The 16,783-nt window shown below is 59.4% G+C and carries 15 protein-coding genes and 1 other RNA gene; 9 read left to right on the top strand and 7 right to left on the bottom strand.

Going from position 1 to position 16,783, the window contains the following annotated elements; genetic code table 11:
- Positions 1–658: 658 nt before the first annotated feature.
- The 3 genes from AGR1_RS19045 to AGR1_RS19035 form a co-directional block, all read right to left on the bottom strand.
- On the bottom strand, positions 659–1,684 hold the full coding sequence (locus AGR1_RS19045; RefSeq protein WP_080794998.1) for a class I fructose-bisphosphate aldolase: 1,026 nt from the start codon (positions 1,682–1,684) through the stop codon (positions 659–661).
- A 191-nt stretch (positions 1,685–1,875) separates the two neighbouring features.
- Positions 1,876–3,078: a phosphoglycerate kinase gene (locus AGR1_RS19040; protein ID WP_080795000.1), complete on the bottom strand. Its 1,203-nt coding sequence runs from the start codon at positions 3,076–3,078 to the stop codon at positions 1,876–1,878.
- A gap of 67 nt (positions 3,079–3,145) precedes the next feature.
- Positions 3,146–5,011, bottom strand: a complete 1,866-nt coding sequence (locus AGR1_RS19035) for a potassium/proton antiporter (protein WP_149147865.1) — start codon at positions 5,009–5,011, stop codon at positions 3,146–3,148.
- Between the two features lie 386 nt (positions 5,012–5,397).
- On the opposite strand from AGR1_RS19035, the gene AGR1_RS19025 reads away from it, so the two are divergent.
- On the top strand, positions 5,398–5,661 hold the full coding sequence (locus AGR1_RS19025; protein WP_080795004.1) for a hypothetical protein: 264 nt from the start codon (positions 5,398–5,400) through the stop codon (positions 5,659–5,661).
- A 198-nt stretch (positions 5,662–5,859) separates the two neighbouring features.
- On the opposite strand, the gene gap is transcribed toward AGR1_RS19025, so the two are convergent.
- Entirely contained in the window at positions 5,860–6,870 is a 1,011-nt protein-coding gene (gap, locus tag AGR1_RS19020; protein ID WP_137411395.1) for a type I glyceraldehyde-3-phosphate dehydrogenase, read from the bottom strand.
- Between the two features lie 62 nt (positions 6,871–6,932).
- Complete coding sequence (gene tkt / locus AGR1_RS19015; RefSeq protein ID WP_149147863.1) at positions 6,933–8,915, bottom strand: transketolase; 1,983 nt, start codon at positions 8,913–8,915, stop codon at positions 6,933–6,935.
- 324 nt (positions 8,916–9,239) lie between these two features.
- Between tkt and AGR1_RS19010 the strand changes: the two genes are divergently transcribed.
- From AGR1_RS19010 to AGR1_RS18975, 7 genes are all read left to right on the top strand, one after another.
- Positions 9,240–9,512, top strand: coding sequence for a DUF4164 domain-containing protein (locus tag AGR1_RS19010; RefSeq protein ID WP_035263131.1), 273 nt, complete (start codon positions 9,240–9,242; stop codon positions 9,510–9,512).
- A 10-nt stretch (positions 9,513–9,522) separates the two neighbouring features.
- Positions 9,523–9,900 carry a cell division protein ZapA gene (locus AGR1_RS19005; protein ID WP_080795010.1) on the top strand — a complete coding sequence of 126 codons (378 nt, stop codon included), beginning with the start codon at positions 9,523–9,525 and terminating at the stop codon, positions 9,898–9,900.
- 79 nt (positions 9,901–9,979) lie between these two features.
- A non-coding RNA gene (gene ssrS, locus AGR1_RS19000) (6S RNA) lies at positions 9,980–10,138 on the top strand.
- 230 nt (positions 10,139–10,368) lie between these two features.
- Positions 10,369–11,631 (top strand): hemolysin family protein, encoded by a 1,263-nt coding sequence (locus AGR1_RS18990; RefSeq protein ID WP_187772247.1) that lies wholly within the window; start codon positions 10,369–10,371, stop codon positions 11,629–11,631.
- A complete protein-coding gene (locus AGR1_RS18985; protein ID WP_149147861.1) occupies positions 11,631–12,248 on the top strand; it encodes a 5-formyltetrahydrofolate cyclo-ligase in 618 nt (205 codons plus the stop codon). Before AGR1_RS18990 ends, AGR1_RS18985 begins: the two co-directional genes overlap by 1 nt.
- A gap of 73 nt (positions 12,249–12,321) precedes the next feature.
- The gene (locus AGR1_RS18980; protein ID WP_077985287.1) at positions 12,322–13,146 is read left to right on the top strand and encodes a TIGR00282 family metallophosphoesterase; all 825 of its coding nucleotides are present in this window, start codon (positions 12,322–12,324) and stop codon (positions 13,144–13,146) included.
- 116 nt (positions 13,147–13,262) lie between these two features.
- A complete protein-coding gene (locus AGR1_RS18975; protein ID WP_121459745.1) occupies positions 13,263–14,105 on the top strand; it encodes an MBL fold metallo-hydrolase in 843 nt (280 codons plus the stop codon).
- Between the two features lie 38 nt (positions 14,106–14,143).
- On the opposite strand, the gene AGR1_RS18970 is transcribed toward AGR1_RS18975, so the two are convergent.
- The gene (locus AGR1_RS18970; protein ID WP_077985286.1) at positions 14,144–14,647 is read right to left on the bottom strand and encodes a pyridoxamine 5'-phosphate oxidase family protein; all 504 of its coding nucleotides are present in this window, start codon (positions 14,645–14,647) and stop codon (positions 14,144–14,146) included.
- A 196-nt stretch (positions 14,648–14,843) separates the two neighbouring features.
- Between AGR1_RS18970 and AGR1_RS18965 the strand changes: the two genes are divergently transcribed.
- Positions 14,844–15,590 (top strand): YebC/PmpR family DNA-binding transcriptional regulator, encoded by a 747-nt coding sequence (locus AGR1_RS18965; RefSeq protein ID WP_003523214.1) that lies wholly within the window; start codon positions 14,844–14,846, stop codon positions 15,588–15,590.
- Positions 15,591–15,644: 54 nt separating this feature from the next.
- Here AGR1_RS18965 and AGR1_RS18960 read toward each other — a convergent pair whose 3' ends face one another.
- Positions 15,645–16,646, bottom strand: a complete 1,002-nt coding sequence (locus AGR1_RS18960; protein ID WP_149147860.1) for an LLM class flavin-dependent oxidoreductase — start codon at positions 16,644–16,646, stop codon at positions 15,645–15,647.
- Positions 16,647–16,783: the final 137 nt, after the last annotated feature.

Here is a 16,783-nt window from a genome sequence, read left to right as displayed (position 1 = left end):
ACCTTCGCAACGGACTGCGGCAGACAAAGAGAATTTTACCCACGCCGAGGCCGTAATCGTGGCCTGCGCATCAGGATATATCTGTCATTGCCAGACCGGCCAGACCCCTCCAAAAGCCTGAAACTAGCGGTATATTGCCTCCACAATATGGACCGTTAAATAACTGTGCATTCGGGATACACAGGAAAATTGCCGAAATCAACTGTATAAATGCAGTATTGCGTGGTTTTCGTTGCGTGTTTATAGGTCCACATAGTGGATCATGTTATGATTTACTGGAATTCATCTGTGGCTCAACAAACTTGCGCCCGCAATTGTCGGGCTTATCGAGGCCCGTCGAGACGAAAGCGCTTGTGATGCTGGGCGATCCGGAATGTCTGGCGCTATGCGCCGGCGAAGTCTGGGAGCGCATCCGCTGTCTATTGCGACAATGACGATTATCAAGTCGTCAGGTCGCGCGTGATGAGCGGATAAGGCTGATCTTGATGGATATGCTCCCACACAGGTAGCAATGCACAGTCAAGGCGGTTTGGAATTATCCGTCAGGTAAAATGAAAGACATTGGTCCGGGTGACGGGATACGGATGATCCTGCACTACAAAGAGCAGCCGCCGCCCGTTGGGGCGGCGGCTGTTTATTTGATGGTTTTGTGCCAGCCTCAGGCGGCCTTTTCGAGTTCCTGTTTCCAGTTGCCCTTGGCGGCGAGGCTGTTCATCGCGGCGCGGTGCGTGAAGGCGCGCTGGCCGGCGGCGACGTTTTCCTGCTTGCCGCCCCAGGTCCTGAGGGCCGTATCCTGAAGCGCGCGACCGTAGGAATAGGTCAGCGACCAGGGCAGGTCGTAGCCGGCATTCATGGCGGAGAGATGCGCCGTCGCCTCTTCGGAGGACTGGCCGCCGGAGAGGAAGGCGATGCCCGGAACGGCGGAAGGCACGGTTGCCTTCAGAACCTTTACAGTCTTTTCCGCTACTTCCTCGACGGAAGCCTTGCGGGCCTTCTTGCCGTCAATGATCATGTTCGGCTTGAGGATCATGCCTTCCAGGTTCACGCGGGCGTCGAACAGGTCCGCGAAGACGGTCTGGAGAACCCATTGCGTGACTTCCGCACAGCGATCGATGTCGTGCGTGCCCGGTTCGCCGTCCATCAGCACTTCGGGTTCCACGATCGGCACGATATCCGCCTGCTGGCAGAGGGCGGCGTAACGGGCGAGCGACTGGGAGTTTGCCTTGATAGAACCCCAGCTCGGACGCTGTTCACCGATGGTGATGACGCCGCGCCACTTGGCGAAACGCGCGCCCGCCTCATGATACTTGCGCAGGCGCTCGTAAAGACCGTCGAGGCCTTCGGTGATGAATTCATGCGGGTGGAAAGCCATCGGCTTGGCGCCGATATCCACCTTGATGCCCGGCAGGCTGCCGGCCGCCTTGATGATATCCACGAAAGGCGTGCCGTCGGCAGCCTTCTGGAACAGGGTCTCTTCATAAAGAATGACGCCGGAGATGTATTTCTTCATGGCGTCGTCTGAACGGAACAGCATCTCGCGATAGTCGCGGCGGGCGGTCTCGGTGGACTCCAGATTGATGCTGTCGAAACGCTTTTTGATCGTTCCCGTGGATTCGTCGGCGGCGAGCAGGCCCTTGCCGTCGGCGACCATTTTGATTGCGATGTCTTCGAGACGTTCGGTCATTTGCTATTCTCCCAAGGCACAATAAATTTCCGATAACAGAAGTTCCAGGGCAGGGAAATGGCACGCTAACTCATTGAAACGATTGAAATGATTTCAATCGTTTGAAACTTTTCCTCCCGCGTGCACTTACCAAAAAACAAGGCCGGACAAGCATGGCTTGTCCGGCCTTGTGTCAGGCAAGTAGGGTAAGTTTACTTGGCGGCGGAGAGGATGGCAACGCCCGGCAGCTCCTTGCCCTCCATCCATTCGAGAAAGGCGCCGCCGGCCGTGGATACATAGGAGAAATCGTCCGAAACACCGGCATGGTTGAGCGCCGCGACGGTATCACCGCCGCCTGCAACGGAGACGAGCTTGCCGGCCTTCGTGCATTCGGCGGCATGTTTTGCCGCAGCCACAGTCGCCGCATCAAAGGGCTCGATTTCAAAGGCGCCGAGCGGGCCGTTCCAGACCAGCGTTTCCGCACGGGAAATCCAGGCCTTGATGCTTTCCACCGATTTAGGGCCGACATCGAGAACCATAGCATCGGCGGGAATGGCGTTGATATCGACGGTTTCATTGGCCGCACCAGCCTTGAATTCGCGAGCCACCACGCCATCTTCCGGCAGCACGATGGCGCAGCCGGATGTCGCCGCCTCGATCATGATCTGCTTTGCGGTCTCGGCCAGATCATGCTCGCAGAGCGATTTGCCAACATTTGTGCCGCGTGCGGCGAGGAAGGTGTTGGCCATGCCGCCGCCGATGACGAGGGCATCGACCTTCTTGACGAGGTTCATCAGGAGATCGATCTTGCTCGAAACCTTGGCACCGCCGACGATGGCGACCACTGGGCGGACCGGCTGGCCGAGGCCCTTTTCCAGCGCCTCAAGCTCGGCCTGCATGGTGCGTCCGGCATAAGCGGGCAGGTGGCGCGCAAGACCTTCGGTGGAGGCGTGGGCGCGGTGGGCGGCGGAGAAGGCGTCGTTCACATAGACATCGCCGTTGGCCGCCAGAGCTTCGACGAAGGCGGGATCGTTCTTTTCTTCGCCCTTGTGGAAGCGGGTGTTTTCCAGAAGCAGGATATCGCCGTCGTTCAGTTTCGCGACGGCGTCCGCCGCCGGTGCGCCGATGCAGTCGGTCGCGAAGGAAACGGCGTGATCCAGCACTTCCTCGACGGCGGGCACGATCTGGGAAAGCGACATGTCGGCGACCGGTTCGCCCTTCGGACGGCCGAAATGAGCGAGCAGGATGACTTTCGCACCCTTGGAGGATAGCTCCAGAATGGTCGGCGCAACACGTTCGATACGGGTTGCGTCCGTCACCTTGCCATCCGCGACCGGCACGTTGAGATCAACGCGGACGAGGACGCGCTTTCCGGCAATGTCGTTGAGGTCGTCGAGGGTCTTGAAAGCGGGCATAGGTCGATCCTGATTTGTTGCGAGTTCGGCACGGACCATACTATGCCTGAATGCCGACGCAAGCCGGTCAGGCCTCATTTTCTCTCACTGTATTGGCAGGTGCCGGGGCGCTTTCTTCCAAGCCGGCGGGGCGCGGCTGGCGCTTCTCTGCGAGATAATGGCGCACACGGTTGAGGATTTCCGAAAAGCTGATGAAGATCGGCAGGTTGGTAGCCGGTTCTACAGGTTCGAGGGAGATGCCCACACCGGTTATCGCCTCGTGTTCGTCCAGTGTGCGAACGATCAGAACGATTGAACCGAGGCGCACGCGGTCGGCATAATCAGCCTTGCCGGCAAGGCGTGCTTCGATCAATTCTGCAACACTCATCGTCTGTTCGGCGGCCGACAGCAAACCGGGACCATAGGCCGCGTCCAGCTCCTTCGCCGGGCGGGCGGGTGAGATCGCGAAGGTGCCGAAGAACTCGGCGTCGTCATCGGCAACCGGCAGGGCGCTGGCGAACAGCCGATCGATCAGGCGGGAATAGCCCGGTGCGATGAAGAGGTAGACGAGATCGTTCTCCCGCAGCCGCCCGGCATATTGATAGCGGATCGACTTGCCGTCGCGCACCACCAGCGAAGGCATGGCCCAGCGCGGAATGCGCTCGCCCTGCATGATGGCGCTGCCTTTCGCGACCCGGTAGGAGATCAGTTCATGATTGGCCGTGCCGGGAAGATCGACCTCCAGCTTGTCCACCTCGCCCATGCGCGGCGGCACGATCAGCCCGAGCCGTGTCGCCACGGGCTTGATGGTCCAGCCTTGCACGAGGAGTGACACCAGCACGATGATGAAGGCGGCGTTGAAATAAATCTGCGCATCGTCAAGCCCGCCGAGAATGGGCATGATGGCGAGCAGGATGGAAACCGCGCCGCGCAGGCCCACCCATGCCACGAAGGAGGTTTCCTGCTGGGTATAATTGAAGGGCATGAGGCTCATCCAGACCGCAAGCGGGCGGGCGACGAAGATGAGGAAAAGCGCGAGCAGCACGGCCGGAATGGCGATTGCCGGAAATTGCGACGGGGTGGCGAGCAGGCCGAGCATCAGGAACATGATGATCTGGGCAAGCCAGGTCAGCCCCTCATGGAAACGGCGGATGGTTTCCTTGGCGAAAATCCGGCGATTGCCGGCAACGATGCCAGCCACATAGACCGCCAGAAAACCGCTGCCGCCAATTGTACCGGTGAAAGAGAAGACCAGCAGCGCGAGCGCCAGCACGAAGATTGGAGCCAGTCCGCGGTCGGCGGCGAACCGATTGACGACGGTGGCGATCATGAGGCCGCCGAGCAGGCCGAAAATCACGCCAAGCCCCATCTGTTCAATGAAAAGCAGCAGAAAGCCGCTGTCGATGCCGGCCAATCCCTGACCCTTGGCAATGATTTCAACCAGGGCAATGGTGAGGAAGATCGCCATCGGATCGTTGGTGCCGGATTCGACTTCCAGCGTCGAACGCACCTGATCGCGTATGTGGATGCCGCCGATGCGCAGCAGGAAGAATACGGCCGCCGCATCGGTGGAGGCGACGATGGCGCCAAGCAGCAGGCCTTCCAGCCAGGAAAGCCCGAGCAAAAGTGCCGCTGCGCCCGCAAAAAAGACGGATGTGAGGATGACGCCGACTGTGGCGAGAGCGACGGCGGGTGCGGCCGAAAGCCGGAAGGACTGGATGGACGTGCCGAAACCGGAATCGAAGAGGATGACGGCAAGCACCAGCGAGCCAAGCATATAGGCCAACGGATTGTTGGCGAATTGGATGCCGAGGCCGTCCACGCCGGCTGCAAGGCCGATCATCAGAAAAAGTAGGAGGAGAGGCGCGCCGAAGCGGAAGGCGATGAGGCTCGAAAACGCGGCGACGAGAACGAGAACAGTTGCGACCAGCAACAGTAGATAAAATGATTCCACGTCCACCGCCTTACTCAAACCGTCTTGGCCGCTGCGATGATGGCTCTGCGCGTTTGCAGTCAATGCGCCACGGGTTGCGGTCTGTCAGCGCTGTTTCGGGCGGCGTTGAAAGACGATGCAAGGCGGGGTGTATCGAATGATACGGCAGGGCCGCAGTGCATTGCGCACGACCATTATCCCTGTGGTTCTTGTCAGTCCCAAAATGGACCAGACAAAGGCAGGAAGTCAGATTTTTTCCGGCGTGCAGGGAAACATGCAAGGCGTGGAGATGCGGCGCATACCCCGCAAAAACAATTCACCTGCCCGTGTTTCAACGTAACATAGAGACAATGCAGCTGGGTTAGTTCTCGCCTTCGAATTGCTTTTTTCATTACCGGAGCGATCGGATGAAACGGATAACTACCTTTATAATACTGCTGGCGGCCAGCCCGATAGTTTCGGGTTGTTCGAGTACGGAGCAGACGGCGGCAAACATGGCCGCGCAACGAGAGCGCTGCCGCGTCTTCGGCTACTACGAAGGCTCGCGGGATTTCGCCGACTGCATGATGAAACTCTCCATGCAGCAAAGCGAATTGAGGCAACAGACTTTCGATACGATCTGGAGCAGCGCCGGGAACTCGGGTCCGGTCATTATCAACAATAGAAAATGACGAATGCGCGCGCCTCTTGCGGCTGGGTGAGGGACGGCTTGTATCGTCAATCGGCCGGTGACGGTTTTCGATCCGAAGCGCTCCGCCTTGCTTCGGAATCGACGCCGGCGGGATCCCTCACTCCCGTCGGCATTTTTCAGGCAAACAAAAACCGGCAGGATTGCTCCTGCCGGTTCTTTTTATGGACGCGACGCCTGCTTAGATGGTCTTCGCGAATGCGACGGCCGTGTCCGACATACGGTTGGAGAAGCCCCACTCATTGTCGTACCAGGACAGGATGCGCACGAAATTGCCTTCCATGACCTTGGTCTGGTCGATTGCGAAGATCGAGGAATGGCTGTCGTGGTTGAAATCGCGGGAAACCAGCGGCTCGTCGGTGTAGCCGAGGATACCCTTCAGCTTGCCATTGGCGGCAGTCTTGATGGCTTCGTTGATTTCTTCAACCGTGGTGGCGCGCTTGGCGATGAACTTGAAGTCGACAACCGAAACATTCGGGGTCGGTACGCGGATCGACGTGCCGTCCAGCTTGCCCTTGAGGTGCGGCAGAACGAGGCCGACGGCCTTGGCAGCGCCGGTCGAAGTCGGGATCATGGACAGGGCTGCGGCGCGGGCGCGGTACAGATCCTTGTGCATCGTGTCCAGCGTCGGCTGGTCGCCGGTGTAGGAGTGGATCGTGGTCATGAAGCCATGGTCAATGCCAACGACATCATCGAGAACCTTCACGACCGGCACCAGGCAGTTGGTGGTGCAGGATGCGTTGGAAATGACCAGGTGATCCTTGGTCAGCTGGTCGTCATTGACGCCGAAGACGACGGTGAGGTCAGCCCCGTCAGCAGGTGCCGAGACGATGACGCGCTTTGCGCCGGCCGTCAGGTGAGCGGCGGCCTTGTCGCGGGCGGTGAAGATGCCCGTGCATTCCAGCGCGATGTCGACGCCGAGTTCCTTGTGCGGCAGTGTTGCCGGATCGCGAACGGCGGTCACCTTGATCGGCTTGCCGCCACCGACGGTGATGGTGTCGCCTTCGACCTTCACTTCGGCCGGGAACTTGCCGTGGATCGAATCGTAGCGCAGCAGGTGGGCGTTGGTCTCCACCGGGCCGAGGTCGTTGATGGCGACGACCTCGATATCGGTGCGGCCGGATTCGACGATGGCACGCAGGACGTTGCGGCCGATGCGGCCGAAGCCGTTAATGGCAACTTTTACAGTCATTTACAGTCTCCCGAACAAAAATGGGCGTGGTCTTTGCGGAGTGGTAAGGGCTTGGGAAGCCCTCACGCAAGTTTTGCCTCGACTGCGGCGACAACGGCTTCCGCCGTGATGCCGAAGTGCTTGAAGAGATCCTTCGCTGGCGCGGAAGCTCCAAAGGAGTGCATGCCGACGAATGCGCCATCGTTGCCGATGAAATAATCCCAGCCCTGGCGGATGGCGGCTTCGACCGCGATCTTGACCGGAGCCTTGCCGATGATGGCGTTGCGATAGGTTTCCGGCTGTTCCTTGAAAAGCTCGAAGCAGGGAACGGAAACGACACGGACGGAAACGCCGTTGTCCTTCAACGTTGCAGCGGCCTTCAGCGCCACTTCGACTTCCGAGCCGGATGCGAAGATTGAAACCTTGGCGTCGCTGGCGGAGACGATTTCGTAAGCGCCGTAAGCCGAGAGATTCTTCTCTTCATATTCCTTGCGCGAAGGAGCCAGATTCTGGCGGGTAAGCGCCAGCGCCGAGGGACGGTGCTTCTGTTCCAGCGCCAGCTGCCAGCATTCCGCCGTCTCGGTTTCATCCGCCGGGCGGAAGACGAGCAGGTTCGGGATCGCGCGCAAGGCTGCGATCTGCTCGACCGGCTGGTGGGTCGGGCCGTCTTCGCCAACGCCGATGGAATCATGCGTCAGAACGTGGACGACGCGGATGCCCATGAGGGCAGCCAGACGGATCGACGGACGGCAGTAGTCCGAGAAGATCAGGAAACCGCCGGCATAGGGAATGAGACCGCCATGCAGTGCGATACCGTTCATCGCAGCGGCCATGCCGTGTTCGCGGATTCCGTAATGCAGGTAACGACCGGAGAAATCCGTCGGGGTGATGGACTTCATCTGGCTGGTCTTGGTGTTGTTGGACGGGGTGAGGTCAGCAGAGCCACCGATCATTTCCGGCAGCACGCCGTTGATGACTTCGAGCGCGTCTTCCGAGGCCTTGCGGGTCGCAACGGTCGGGTTGTTTTCGATGATCTTCTTCTTGAAGGCGTCGATCGAACTGTCGAAGTTGCCCGTCAGGTCACCGGCGAAGCGGCGCTTGAACTCGGCCTTCTTGCCGGCTTCGGTTGCTTCGAGGCGAGCTTCCCAGTCCTGGCGGGTCTTGGTGGAGCGCAGACCGGCGAGACGCCATGCGTCGAGCACATCTTCCGGAATGACGAAGGCTTCGGCTTCCCAGTTCAGGCTCTTGCGGGCGGCGGCGATTTCTTCTGCGCCGAGCGGGTTGCCGTGAACCTTGTGGGTGCCCTGCTTGTTGGGCGCGCCGAAACCGATGACGGTCTTGCAGGCGATGAAGGTCGGGCGGTCGGATTTCTGCGCGGCTTCTATGGCGGCGGCAATCGCGTCCGGATCGTGGCCGTCGACGCGGATGGTGTTCCAGTGAACGGCCTGGAAGCGGGCGATCTGGTCGGTGCTGTCGGAGAGGCCGACTTCGCCGTCGATGGTGATGTTGTTGTCATCCCAGAACAGAACGAGCTTGTTGAGCTTAAGGTGGCCGGCAAGAGCGATGGCTTCGTGGCTGATGCCTTCCATGAGGCAGCCGTCGCCGCACAGGACATAGGTGAAGTGGCTCTGCAGGTCGGAGCCGAACTCCTCTTCCAGCTTGCGTTCGGCGATTGCCATGCCGACGGCGTTGGCGATGCCCTGGCCGAGCGGGCCGGTCGTCGTTTCAATGCCGGTCGCATGGCCATATTCGGGGTGGCCGGCGGTCTTGGAGCCGAACTGGCGGAAACGCTTGATCTCGTCGATCGTCATGTCCTCGTAGCCCGTCAAATAGAGCAGCGAGTAAAGCAGCATCGAGCCATGGCCTGCCGACAGCACGAAGCGGTCGCGATCCGCCCAGAGGGGAGCCTTGGGATCGAATTTCAGGTAACGGGTGAAGAGAACGGTGGCGACATCGGCGGCGCCCATCGGCAGACCGGGATGGCCTGAATTGGCCTTCTCCACTGCATCCATGGCAAGAAAGCGGATCGCATTTGCCATCCGGTTGTGTTTGTCGCGAGAAATCATGGCTTTTCCGTCTGTTTCCGGGTGAAAGGAGATAGTTTTACGCAACTATCCAAAAAGCGGGTTGATCCATAGCAGGTGAGGCCGGCAAGTCAATAAATCCACGGGCGTTTGCGGTTCGTCCGAAGATAAAAATCGTTTAGAAAATCGCCTGTCCCGATAAAATTCATCCGACAGAGGCTAGTGCTTCTTCGTTCATCCACAGAGCAAAACGCCTCAATGCACTGGTTTGATTGACGGGATGGTAAATCGGGTAATAACCTCGTGATTGTTGAAAAGGCCTGAAACCGGACGATTCGGCCGGTGGCGTGCGAGTTGGAAAAAACGATGTCGGCTGACAAGACCGTACAATCTGCGCTGACGGAGCTGAATGCTGCCATCACAAATCTCGAAAACGCCATCGATATGCGTATCGAGCGGCAGAGGGAGACGGGCGAGATCGATAATGAGGTCAAGCGGGTCCATGTCGACCGCGCACGGCTGGCGCATGAGCTGGATCAGGCCGAGTTTCGCGCCAACCGTCTTGAAGAAGTTAATCGCGAGGTTTCCCGCCGGCTGGTAACGGCCATGGAGACGATCCGCGCGGTGCTGGATCGATAGGAGCGGTTTCATGGCGCAAGTCACTGTTATGATCGACGGCAAGGCCTATCGCATGGCGTGCGAGGCGGGACAGGAAGACCACCTGACCGATCTTGCCACGCGCTTCGATCGTTATGTCGGGCATCTCAAGAGCCAGTTCGGTGAGATCGGCGATCTTCGCCTGACCGTCATGGCGGGCATCATGGTGATGGACGAGTTGTCCGAACTCAATCGCAAGATCGAGAAGCTGGAAGGGGAGGTCGCATCCCTTTCTCTCAACCGCGACGGCATGGCCGAGCACCAAGCGAAATCGGACGAAATGGTGGCGCTCGCCATCGGCGATCTGGCCGACCGCCTGAACGGGATTACCGAAAAACTGCTGGCGCGGCCGAAGCCCGCCGCGCATTGATGGCCTGAAGGGTTTTGAGGCGACAAAATTTCGCGCGCTGCCCTCTGGCGGTTTTCGCCGATCCGTCCTATATCTTGGATGCGTTCTGCGCTTCCCGACAGGAACCACAATCCCTGGGGCCATACTCGATCCAAAGGGAGCTGTCCCTGGCCAGTCCCGTGGGGCTGGACACACGGTGCCCACCTACTTTTGTAGGCGCCCAGGATCGTAAACCTCCATCGGTCGCCGTGGATCGCGCTTGAAGTTTCGGATCAACCCCCGGGGCTTCCCTGTACCCTTGATATATTCGACAGTCATTTTTCATAACTGCCGGACGCGGCTTTTTTATATTGGCGTCATTGCAATGGCGGAACAATTCCCTATTATCCGGATTGGTATGTCTGTCATGCCCTTTAAAAAAGGGCGCTGCGGTCAAAACCGCGACGTGCCGTTCAACAGCCCAAAGAGCTAAACTTGTTTACTGAAATTATGATCGTGGTCCTGCTCACCGTATTGAACGGTGTGCTTGCCATGTCCGAGCTTGCCGTTGTCTCCTCCAGACCGGCGAGGCTCAAGGTGCTTGCCACACAAGGCAGCAAGGGCGCCACACTGGCGCTCAGCCTTTCCGAAAATCCCGGACGCTTTCTTTCCACGGTGCAGATCGGCATCACGCTGGTCGGCGTCCTTTCCGGCGCTTTTTCCGGCGCCACCCTCGGCGCCCGCTTCACGGCGTGGCTTCTGGAACAGGGTGTTCCCGACCGTGCCGCCGATGCGCTCGGCGTCGGCTCGGTCGTCGTCGCCATCACCTATCTGTCGCTGATCGTCGGCGAACTGGTGCCCAAGCAGATTGCGCTGCGCGATCCCGAAAAGGTCGCCGCACGCGTCGCACCCACCATGATGCTGCTTTCCAAGGTCGGCGCGCCGCTGGTGTGGCTGCTCGACCGATCGGGCAAGGCCGTTCTGGCGCTTCTCGGCCATAGCGGTGAATCCAGTGCGTCGGTCACCGACGATGAAATCCGCACGGTTCTGGCCGAAGCCCACAGCGCCGGCGTGATCGAGACCGAGGAATCGGCGATGATCACCAGTGTCATGCGCCTTGCAGACCGCAATGCGCGCGGCCTGATGACGCCGCGTCGCGATGTGGAGGTGGTCGATATCGAAGACAGCGCGGAGGAAATCCGCGAGCAGCTTCGACAGACGCAGCGTTCGCGCCTGCCAGTGCGCAACGGCGCCTCGGACGAAATTCTCGGCGTGCTTTTCGCCAAGGACGCTTTCGATGCGCTGGCTTCCGGGAAGGAACTCAACATTCGCGAGCTTCTGCGCGAAGTTCCGGTCGTATCGGATCTGACGAGCGCGGTTGATGTCATTCAGTCGCTGCGCCGTTCGACCGTGCACATGGTGCTGGTCTACGACGAATACGGCCATTTCGAAGGCATCATCAGCTCCGGCGATGTGCTGGAAGCCATCACCGGAGCCTTCCAGGAAGATGATGACGAGGAGCCGGCCATGGTCGAGCGCGAGGATGGTTCGTTCCTCGTCGCTGGCTGGATGCCCGCCGATGAGTTCGCTGATCGCATGGGTTTCCAGATCGACGAGGATGCCGAGTTCGAAACCGTTGCCGGTCTGGTTCTGGACGAGTTCCGCCGCCTGCCGGAACTGGGCGAACATGTCACCCGCAATGGCTGGCGTTTCGAGGTCATCGATCTCGATGGCCACCGCATCGACAAGGTTCTCGTGAGCCGGACCGCCTGATGCCCGGTGACGTTGCCGAAAAAGCAAGGTTGCGCGGCGAAAGGCTCGCCGTGCGCGATGCGCTGACGCTCGCGGAACGGCAGCAGAAAAGCCAGTCCATTGCGGCCCATGGCTCCGCTGGCATCCCCTTTACGCCGGGCGTCGTGATTTCCGGTTTCATGCCGATCCGCTCCGAGGCCGATACCCGGCCGCTGATGGAAGCGTTGCGGACAAGGGGCGGACGTCTCGTTCTTCCCGTTGTGCTGGATCGTGAAACCATCGTCTTCCGCGCCTTTGAAACGGATACGCCGCTGGTGAAAACCGGCTTCGGCACGACCGGGCCAGGCGAGGATGCGTCGGTTCTCGATCCGGACATTTTGCTCGTGCCTCTTTCTGTCTTCGATTGCAAAGGGCAGCGGGTAGGTTATGGCGCGGGCCATTATGACCGCGCCATCGCGCGGTTGCACGCCAGGGGCCGTCAGCCCGTCCTCATAGGCGTCGCCTTCGATTGTCAGGAAGTGCCATCCGTGCCGTCGGAGCCGCATGATGTGCCGCTTCACGCCATTCTGACGGAAAGTGGTCTACGCTGGTTTTCCGCTCCGTCGTCGGTCTCCGATAGTGGGCAAAAGGCGCTTTAGCACTTTTTAAAAGATGGATTACCCGCTAGAGGGGACGGAATTTTTAAAACATGCGCAAGATCGGGGCGGGTGAATGAGGCTTCTTTTTCTCGGAGATATGGTTGGCAAGACCGGACGCACGGCTGTCTGGGAGCGATTGCCTGGGCTGATTTCCGATCTGAAGCTCGATTTCGTCATCGTCAACGGTGAAAACGCTGCCGGCGGTTTCGGCATTACCGAGGATATCTATCTCGAAACCATCAATGCCGGTGCCGATGTCGTGACCACCGGCAACCATGTCTGGGATCAGAAAGAGGCGGTTTCCTTTTGCGAACGCCACGACCAGTTCCTGCGGCCGGCGAATTATCCCGATGGTACGCCCGGCAAGGGCTCGGGCATTTTTTATGCCCGCAACGGCGCGCGCATATTGGTCGCCAACATCATGGGCCGGGTGTTCATGCATCCGGAATTGGACGATCCCTTCAAGTCGGCGGAAACCATTCTTGCCGCCTGCCCGCTAAAGGAACAGGCCGACGCCATCATCTTCGATTTCCATGCGGAAGCGACGAGTGAAAAACAGTGTTTCGGCCATTTTGTGGATGGCCGCGCGAGCTTCGTTGTCGGCACGCATACCCATGTTCCGACCGCCGATGCCCAGATATTGAACGGCGGAACCGCTTACATGTCGGATGCCGGCATGTGCGGCGATTACGACAGCTCGCTTGGCATGGAGAAGGAAGAGCCGATCAACCGCTTCATTTCCAAAATGCCGAAGGGCCGTTTCGAGGCCGCCAGCGGACCGGCAACGATCTGTGGTGTCGGCGTTGAGATTTCCGACCGAACCGGACTTGCGGAAAAGATTGCGCCGCTGCGCATCGGCCCGCGGCTTTCGGAAACGCTGCCTTCCTTCTGGGCTTAAACTTCTGCGGTAAGCGTTCACAATGACGAGAGTCTGAGCCTTTCGCCGTTCTTGTAACTGGACGCCCCGCAAAACCTGCCTCATCCTCCCAACCTTCGCAAGTTCAGGGGAGTGGCATGATGCTGCGCGTGCTAATGCTTGCAATGACAGGGCTGATCGCCTGTGCTGGAGCCGCCTTTTCGCAATCGGCAAGCAGGCCTCCAGTCAGCCAATGTCAGGCTATCGCCAGCAACATTCCGGGGGTCATGTTCACGAGCTTCAATCCGCCGGGTGTTCAGCTGGCGCAGGCGACGGCAAAAGAAGAGGTGAAGATCAGCTTCATCGGCCATTCCACCTATCTCATCGAAAGCCCCGGCGGTGTGACCATCGCCACCGATTATAACGGCGTCTACCGTCCGCCCGTCACGCCGACTGTCGTGACGATGAACCGGGCGCATTCCACCCATTTCACGCTCAATCCGGACCCGGCCATTCAATATGTGCTGCATGGCTGGAGCGATACGCCAGGAGAAAAGGCCGAACACAAGGTTCTGGTGGGCGATGTCTATATCCGCAATGTCGCAACCGACATCCGCAACCGCTGGGGCGATTACGAGTCCTTCCAAGAGAACGGCAATTCCATCTTCATCTTCGAGGTTGCCGGGCTGTGCATCGGCCACCTCGGCCATCTGCATCATGAGCTGACGGACACGCATTATGCCGAAATAGGCCGTCTGGATGTGTTGATGGTGCCGGTGGATGGCGGGCTGACCATGGGGGCCGACAGCATGAGCCGGGTGGTCAAGCGCCTGCGCTCCGCCTTGATCTTGCCGATGCACCGCACTGGCCCGCCGCTGGAGCAGTTTCTGACGATGTTCGGGGAGAATTTCCAGATTGCCTACGCCACGGATCCGGTGATCCGGGTTTCGATGCGGAACCTTCCCCGCCAGCCGCAGATACTGGTGCCAAAAGGCATGTAGCATGGCGGCGGGCGAGGAAGGCCGGGGGGAGCCGTTTCTCAGGCAAAGGTGAGATGCTGGCGGACGCCGACATCAGGCGTTTTGTCATCCGACATATTGGCCTTGGCGATTTCCCAGCCGAATTTCAGCGTGCTGTCGGTCGACGCCCAGATGTCGGCATCATCGACGTGAAGCGCCAGCATCGTCAGTTGCGGATCAGTCTTTCCATGCTCGTACCAGGCGGCGGTAACGGAGTTCCAGTATTCGTCGATCTTCGCCTTGTCGTCTCGCGCCTCCAGAATACCGGAGAGGCAGGCGTGGTAATCATGATCCTTGCCGACGACGCAGAAATGCGCGCGCGAGCCTGACTTCAGCGATTTCACGAGATCGGTATCCTTTTTGGAAAAAAACCAGATGGTGTTGGTCTTGGGGTCAGCATGAGGCGCCATGGGCTGCATGTGGTTGTGCAGTCCTTCGAGACCGAGCATGCCGGCATGTACGGAATTAATCTCGTCCCAGAGCTGGCGGGCCGGTGCTTCTCTTGCTTCAGTCAGGCTGACCATATGTTTTCTCCTTCCGGTCTGTTGCTGCGATGGAGAGAAATCATGTGCCCTTCCGTCGCGTTCATGATCAGAACGAGCAGCGGATAAATCAGTTCCTTCCGTTGTTGCGGCAAGAGAAAGCGCTTGCGGGGTTGAATGGCGCGGCTATCGCACTTATAAGGCCCGCAATCTCCAAATTACGACAATCAGGTTTTCCATGGCTGGTCATTCACAGTTCAAGAACATCATGCACCGCAAGGGCAAGCAGGACTCCGTACGGTCCAAAATGTTTTCCAAGCTTGCGCGCGAAATCACCGTTGCGGCAAAGACGGGCATGCCCGACCCGAACATGAACCCGCGCTTGCGTCTGGCGATCCAGAACGCCAAGGCCCAGTCCATGCCGAAGGACAATATCGAGCGTGCGATCAAGAAGGCGTCCGGTGCGGACGGCGAAAACTATGATGAAGTCCGCTACGAGGGTTATGGCCCGGGTGGCGTTGCCGTCATCGTCGAGGCCCTGACGGACAACCGCAACCGCACCGCCTCCAACGTGCGCTCCATCTTCACCAAGGCCGGCGGTGCGCTTGGCGAAACCGGTTCGGTCTCCTTCTCCTTCGACCGCGTCGGCGAAATCTCCTACAAGGCTGAAGTCGGCGATGCCGACAAGGTCATGGAAGCCGCCATCGAGGCCGGTGCTGACGATGTCGAGTCGTCCGAAGACGGCCACACCATCATCTGCGGTTTCGAAGCCATGAACGAGGTTTCCAAGGCGCTGGAAGGCGTGCTGGGCGAAGCCGAAAGCGTCAAGGCCATCTGGAAGCCGCAGAACACGGTGCCGGTGGATGAAGAAAAGGCGCAGTCGCTGATGAAGCTCATCGACAATCTCGAAGACGATGATGACGTGCAGAACGTCTACTCCAACTTCGAAGTGTCCGAAGAAATTCTCGCCAAGCTTTCGGCCTGACGTCTCATGTTTCAAAAAAAAGCCCCGGTAGCGATCCGCTCCGGGGCTTTTTGTTTAGGCGGCCTTTTTTATGGAGGTTCGCACCTCTGCGAAAATCTCGACCGATCGCAGCCGCTTTTCGATGTCATGGATCGGCATGGAAACGATCAGCTCATCCGCCTGCGTTTCCGCCAGGAAGCCGTCGAGATGGCGCTGGATCGTCTCAGGCGAGCCCACGGCTGCGAAACGCAGCGTGTGTTCGACGGAGAAACGCTCCATCTCGTTCCAGTAATCGTCCATGCTGTGCACCGGCTTCGGAAACTGCGTACGGACGTTGCGGCGCAGGTTGACGAATTGCTGCTGTGACGAAGTGAAGAGGTGTTGCGCCTCCTCGTCCGTATCGGCGCCGACCCCCATCACCCCCACCATCACATAGGGCTTGTCCAGCACTTCGGAAGGCTGGAAGCGCTCACGATAGATATGGATCGCTTCCATCAGCATGTCGGGGGCGAAATGCGAGGCGAAGGAATAGGGCAGGCCAAGCGCTGCGGCGAGATGTGCGCTGTAGGTGCTGGAGCCGAGCAGCCAGAGGGGCACGTTGGAATTCATGCCCGGCACGGCAAGGATCGCCTGATCCGGCTGCGGCGGGCCGAGGTAACGCTGGAGTTCGACAATATCATGCGGGAAGTGTTCCGCGCCGGCATCGAGATTGCGGCGCAGCGCCCGTGCCGTGCGCATGTCGGTTCCGGGCGCACGTCCGAGACCGAGATCGACACGGCCGGGAAGCAGCGCCGCAAGCGTGCCGAACTGCTCGGCGATGACGAGCGGGGAGTGGTTGGGCAGCATGATGCCGCCGGAGCCGACGCGGATATGTTTCGTTGCCGCGCCCACATGGGCGATGACGAGCGATGTTGCCGCGCTGGCAATGCCCGGCATGCCGTGGTGCTCCGCCAGCCAGATGCGGTTATAGCCGTGCTCTTCGGCCTTGATCGCCATTCGGCGGGAATTTTCAAGCGCCTCGCTGACGCTCTCGCCTTCGCCGATCGGCGAAAGGTCGAGAATGGAAAAGGGTATCATCCGACGCTCCTGCAGAAATTAAGTCTTTGCTGCGGATGTAAGACAGATGTCCCGATTTACCAGTGAAGTCGCGCAGAATTGAAGGATGGTTCAAAAAAATTGGGGCCTCCGCAGAGGCCCCGATCTTTTGCTGGCTG

Origin of the sequence: Agrobacterium sp. B1(2019), from assembly GCF_008274755.1 — a bacterium.
Lineage (GTDB): Bacteria > Pseudomonadota > Alphaproteobacteria > Rhizobiales > Rhizobiaceae > Agrobacterium > Agrobacterium salinitolerans.
This window is presented reverse-complemented; position numbering and strand designations above follow the sequence as displayed.

Coding starts and splice junctions, on each gene's coding strand:
- AGR1_RS19045 (WP_080794998.1), bottom strand. CDS start 1,684: ATGACCGAACGTCTCGAAGACATCGCAATCAAAATGGTCGCCGACGGC.
- AGR1_RS19040 (WP_080795000.1), bottom strand. CDS start 3,078: ATGCCCGCTTTCAAGACCCTCGACGACCTCAACGACATTGCCGGAAAG.
- AGR1_RS19025 (WP_080795004.1), top strand. CDS start 5,398: ATGAAACGGATAACTACCTTTATAATACTGCTGGCGGCCAGCCCGATA.
- gap (WP_137411395.1), bottom strand. CDS start 6,870: ATGACTGTAAAAGTTGCCATTAACGGCTTCGGCCGCATCGGCCGCAAC.
- tkt (WP_149147863.1), bottom strand. CDS start 8,915: ATGATTTCTCGCGACAAACACAACCGGATGGCAAATGCGATCCGCTTT.
- AGR1_RS19010 (WP_035263131.1), top strand. CDS start 9,240: ATGTCGGCTGACAAGACCGTACAATCTGCGCTGACGGAGCTGAATGCT.
- AGR1_RS19005 (WP_080795010.1), top strand. CDS start 9,523: ATGGCGCAAGTCACTGTTATGATCGACGGCAAGGCCTATCGCATGGCG.
- AGR1_RS18990 (WP_187772247.1), top strand. CDS start 10,369: ATGATCGTGGTCCTGCTCACCGTATTGAACGGTGTGCTTGCCATGTCC.
- AGR1_RS18985 (WP_149147861.1), top strand. CDS start 11,631: ATGCCCGGTGACGTTGCCGAAAAAGCAAGGTTGCGCGGCGAAAGGCTC.
- AGR1_RS18980 (WP_077985287.1), top strand. CDS start 12,322: ATGAGGCTTCTTTTTCTCGGAGATATGGTTGGCAAGACCGGACGCACG.
- AGR1_RS18975 (WP_121459745.1), top strand. CDS start 13,263: ATGATGCTGCGCGTGCTAATGCTTGCAATGACAGGGCTGATCGCCTGT.
- AGR1_RS18970 (WP_077985286.1), bottom strand. CDS start 14,647: ATGGTCAGCCTGACTGAAGCAAGAGAAGCACCGGCCCGCCAGCTCTGG.
- AGR1_RS18965 (WP_003523214.1), top strand. CDS start 14,844: ATGGCTGGTCATTCACAGTTCAAGAACATCATGCACCGCAAGGGCAAG.
- AGR1_RS18960 (WP_149147860.1), bottom strand. CDS start 16,646: ATGATACCCTTTTCCATTCTCGACCTTTCGCCGATCGGCGAAGGCGAG.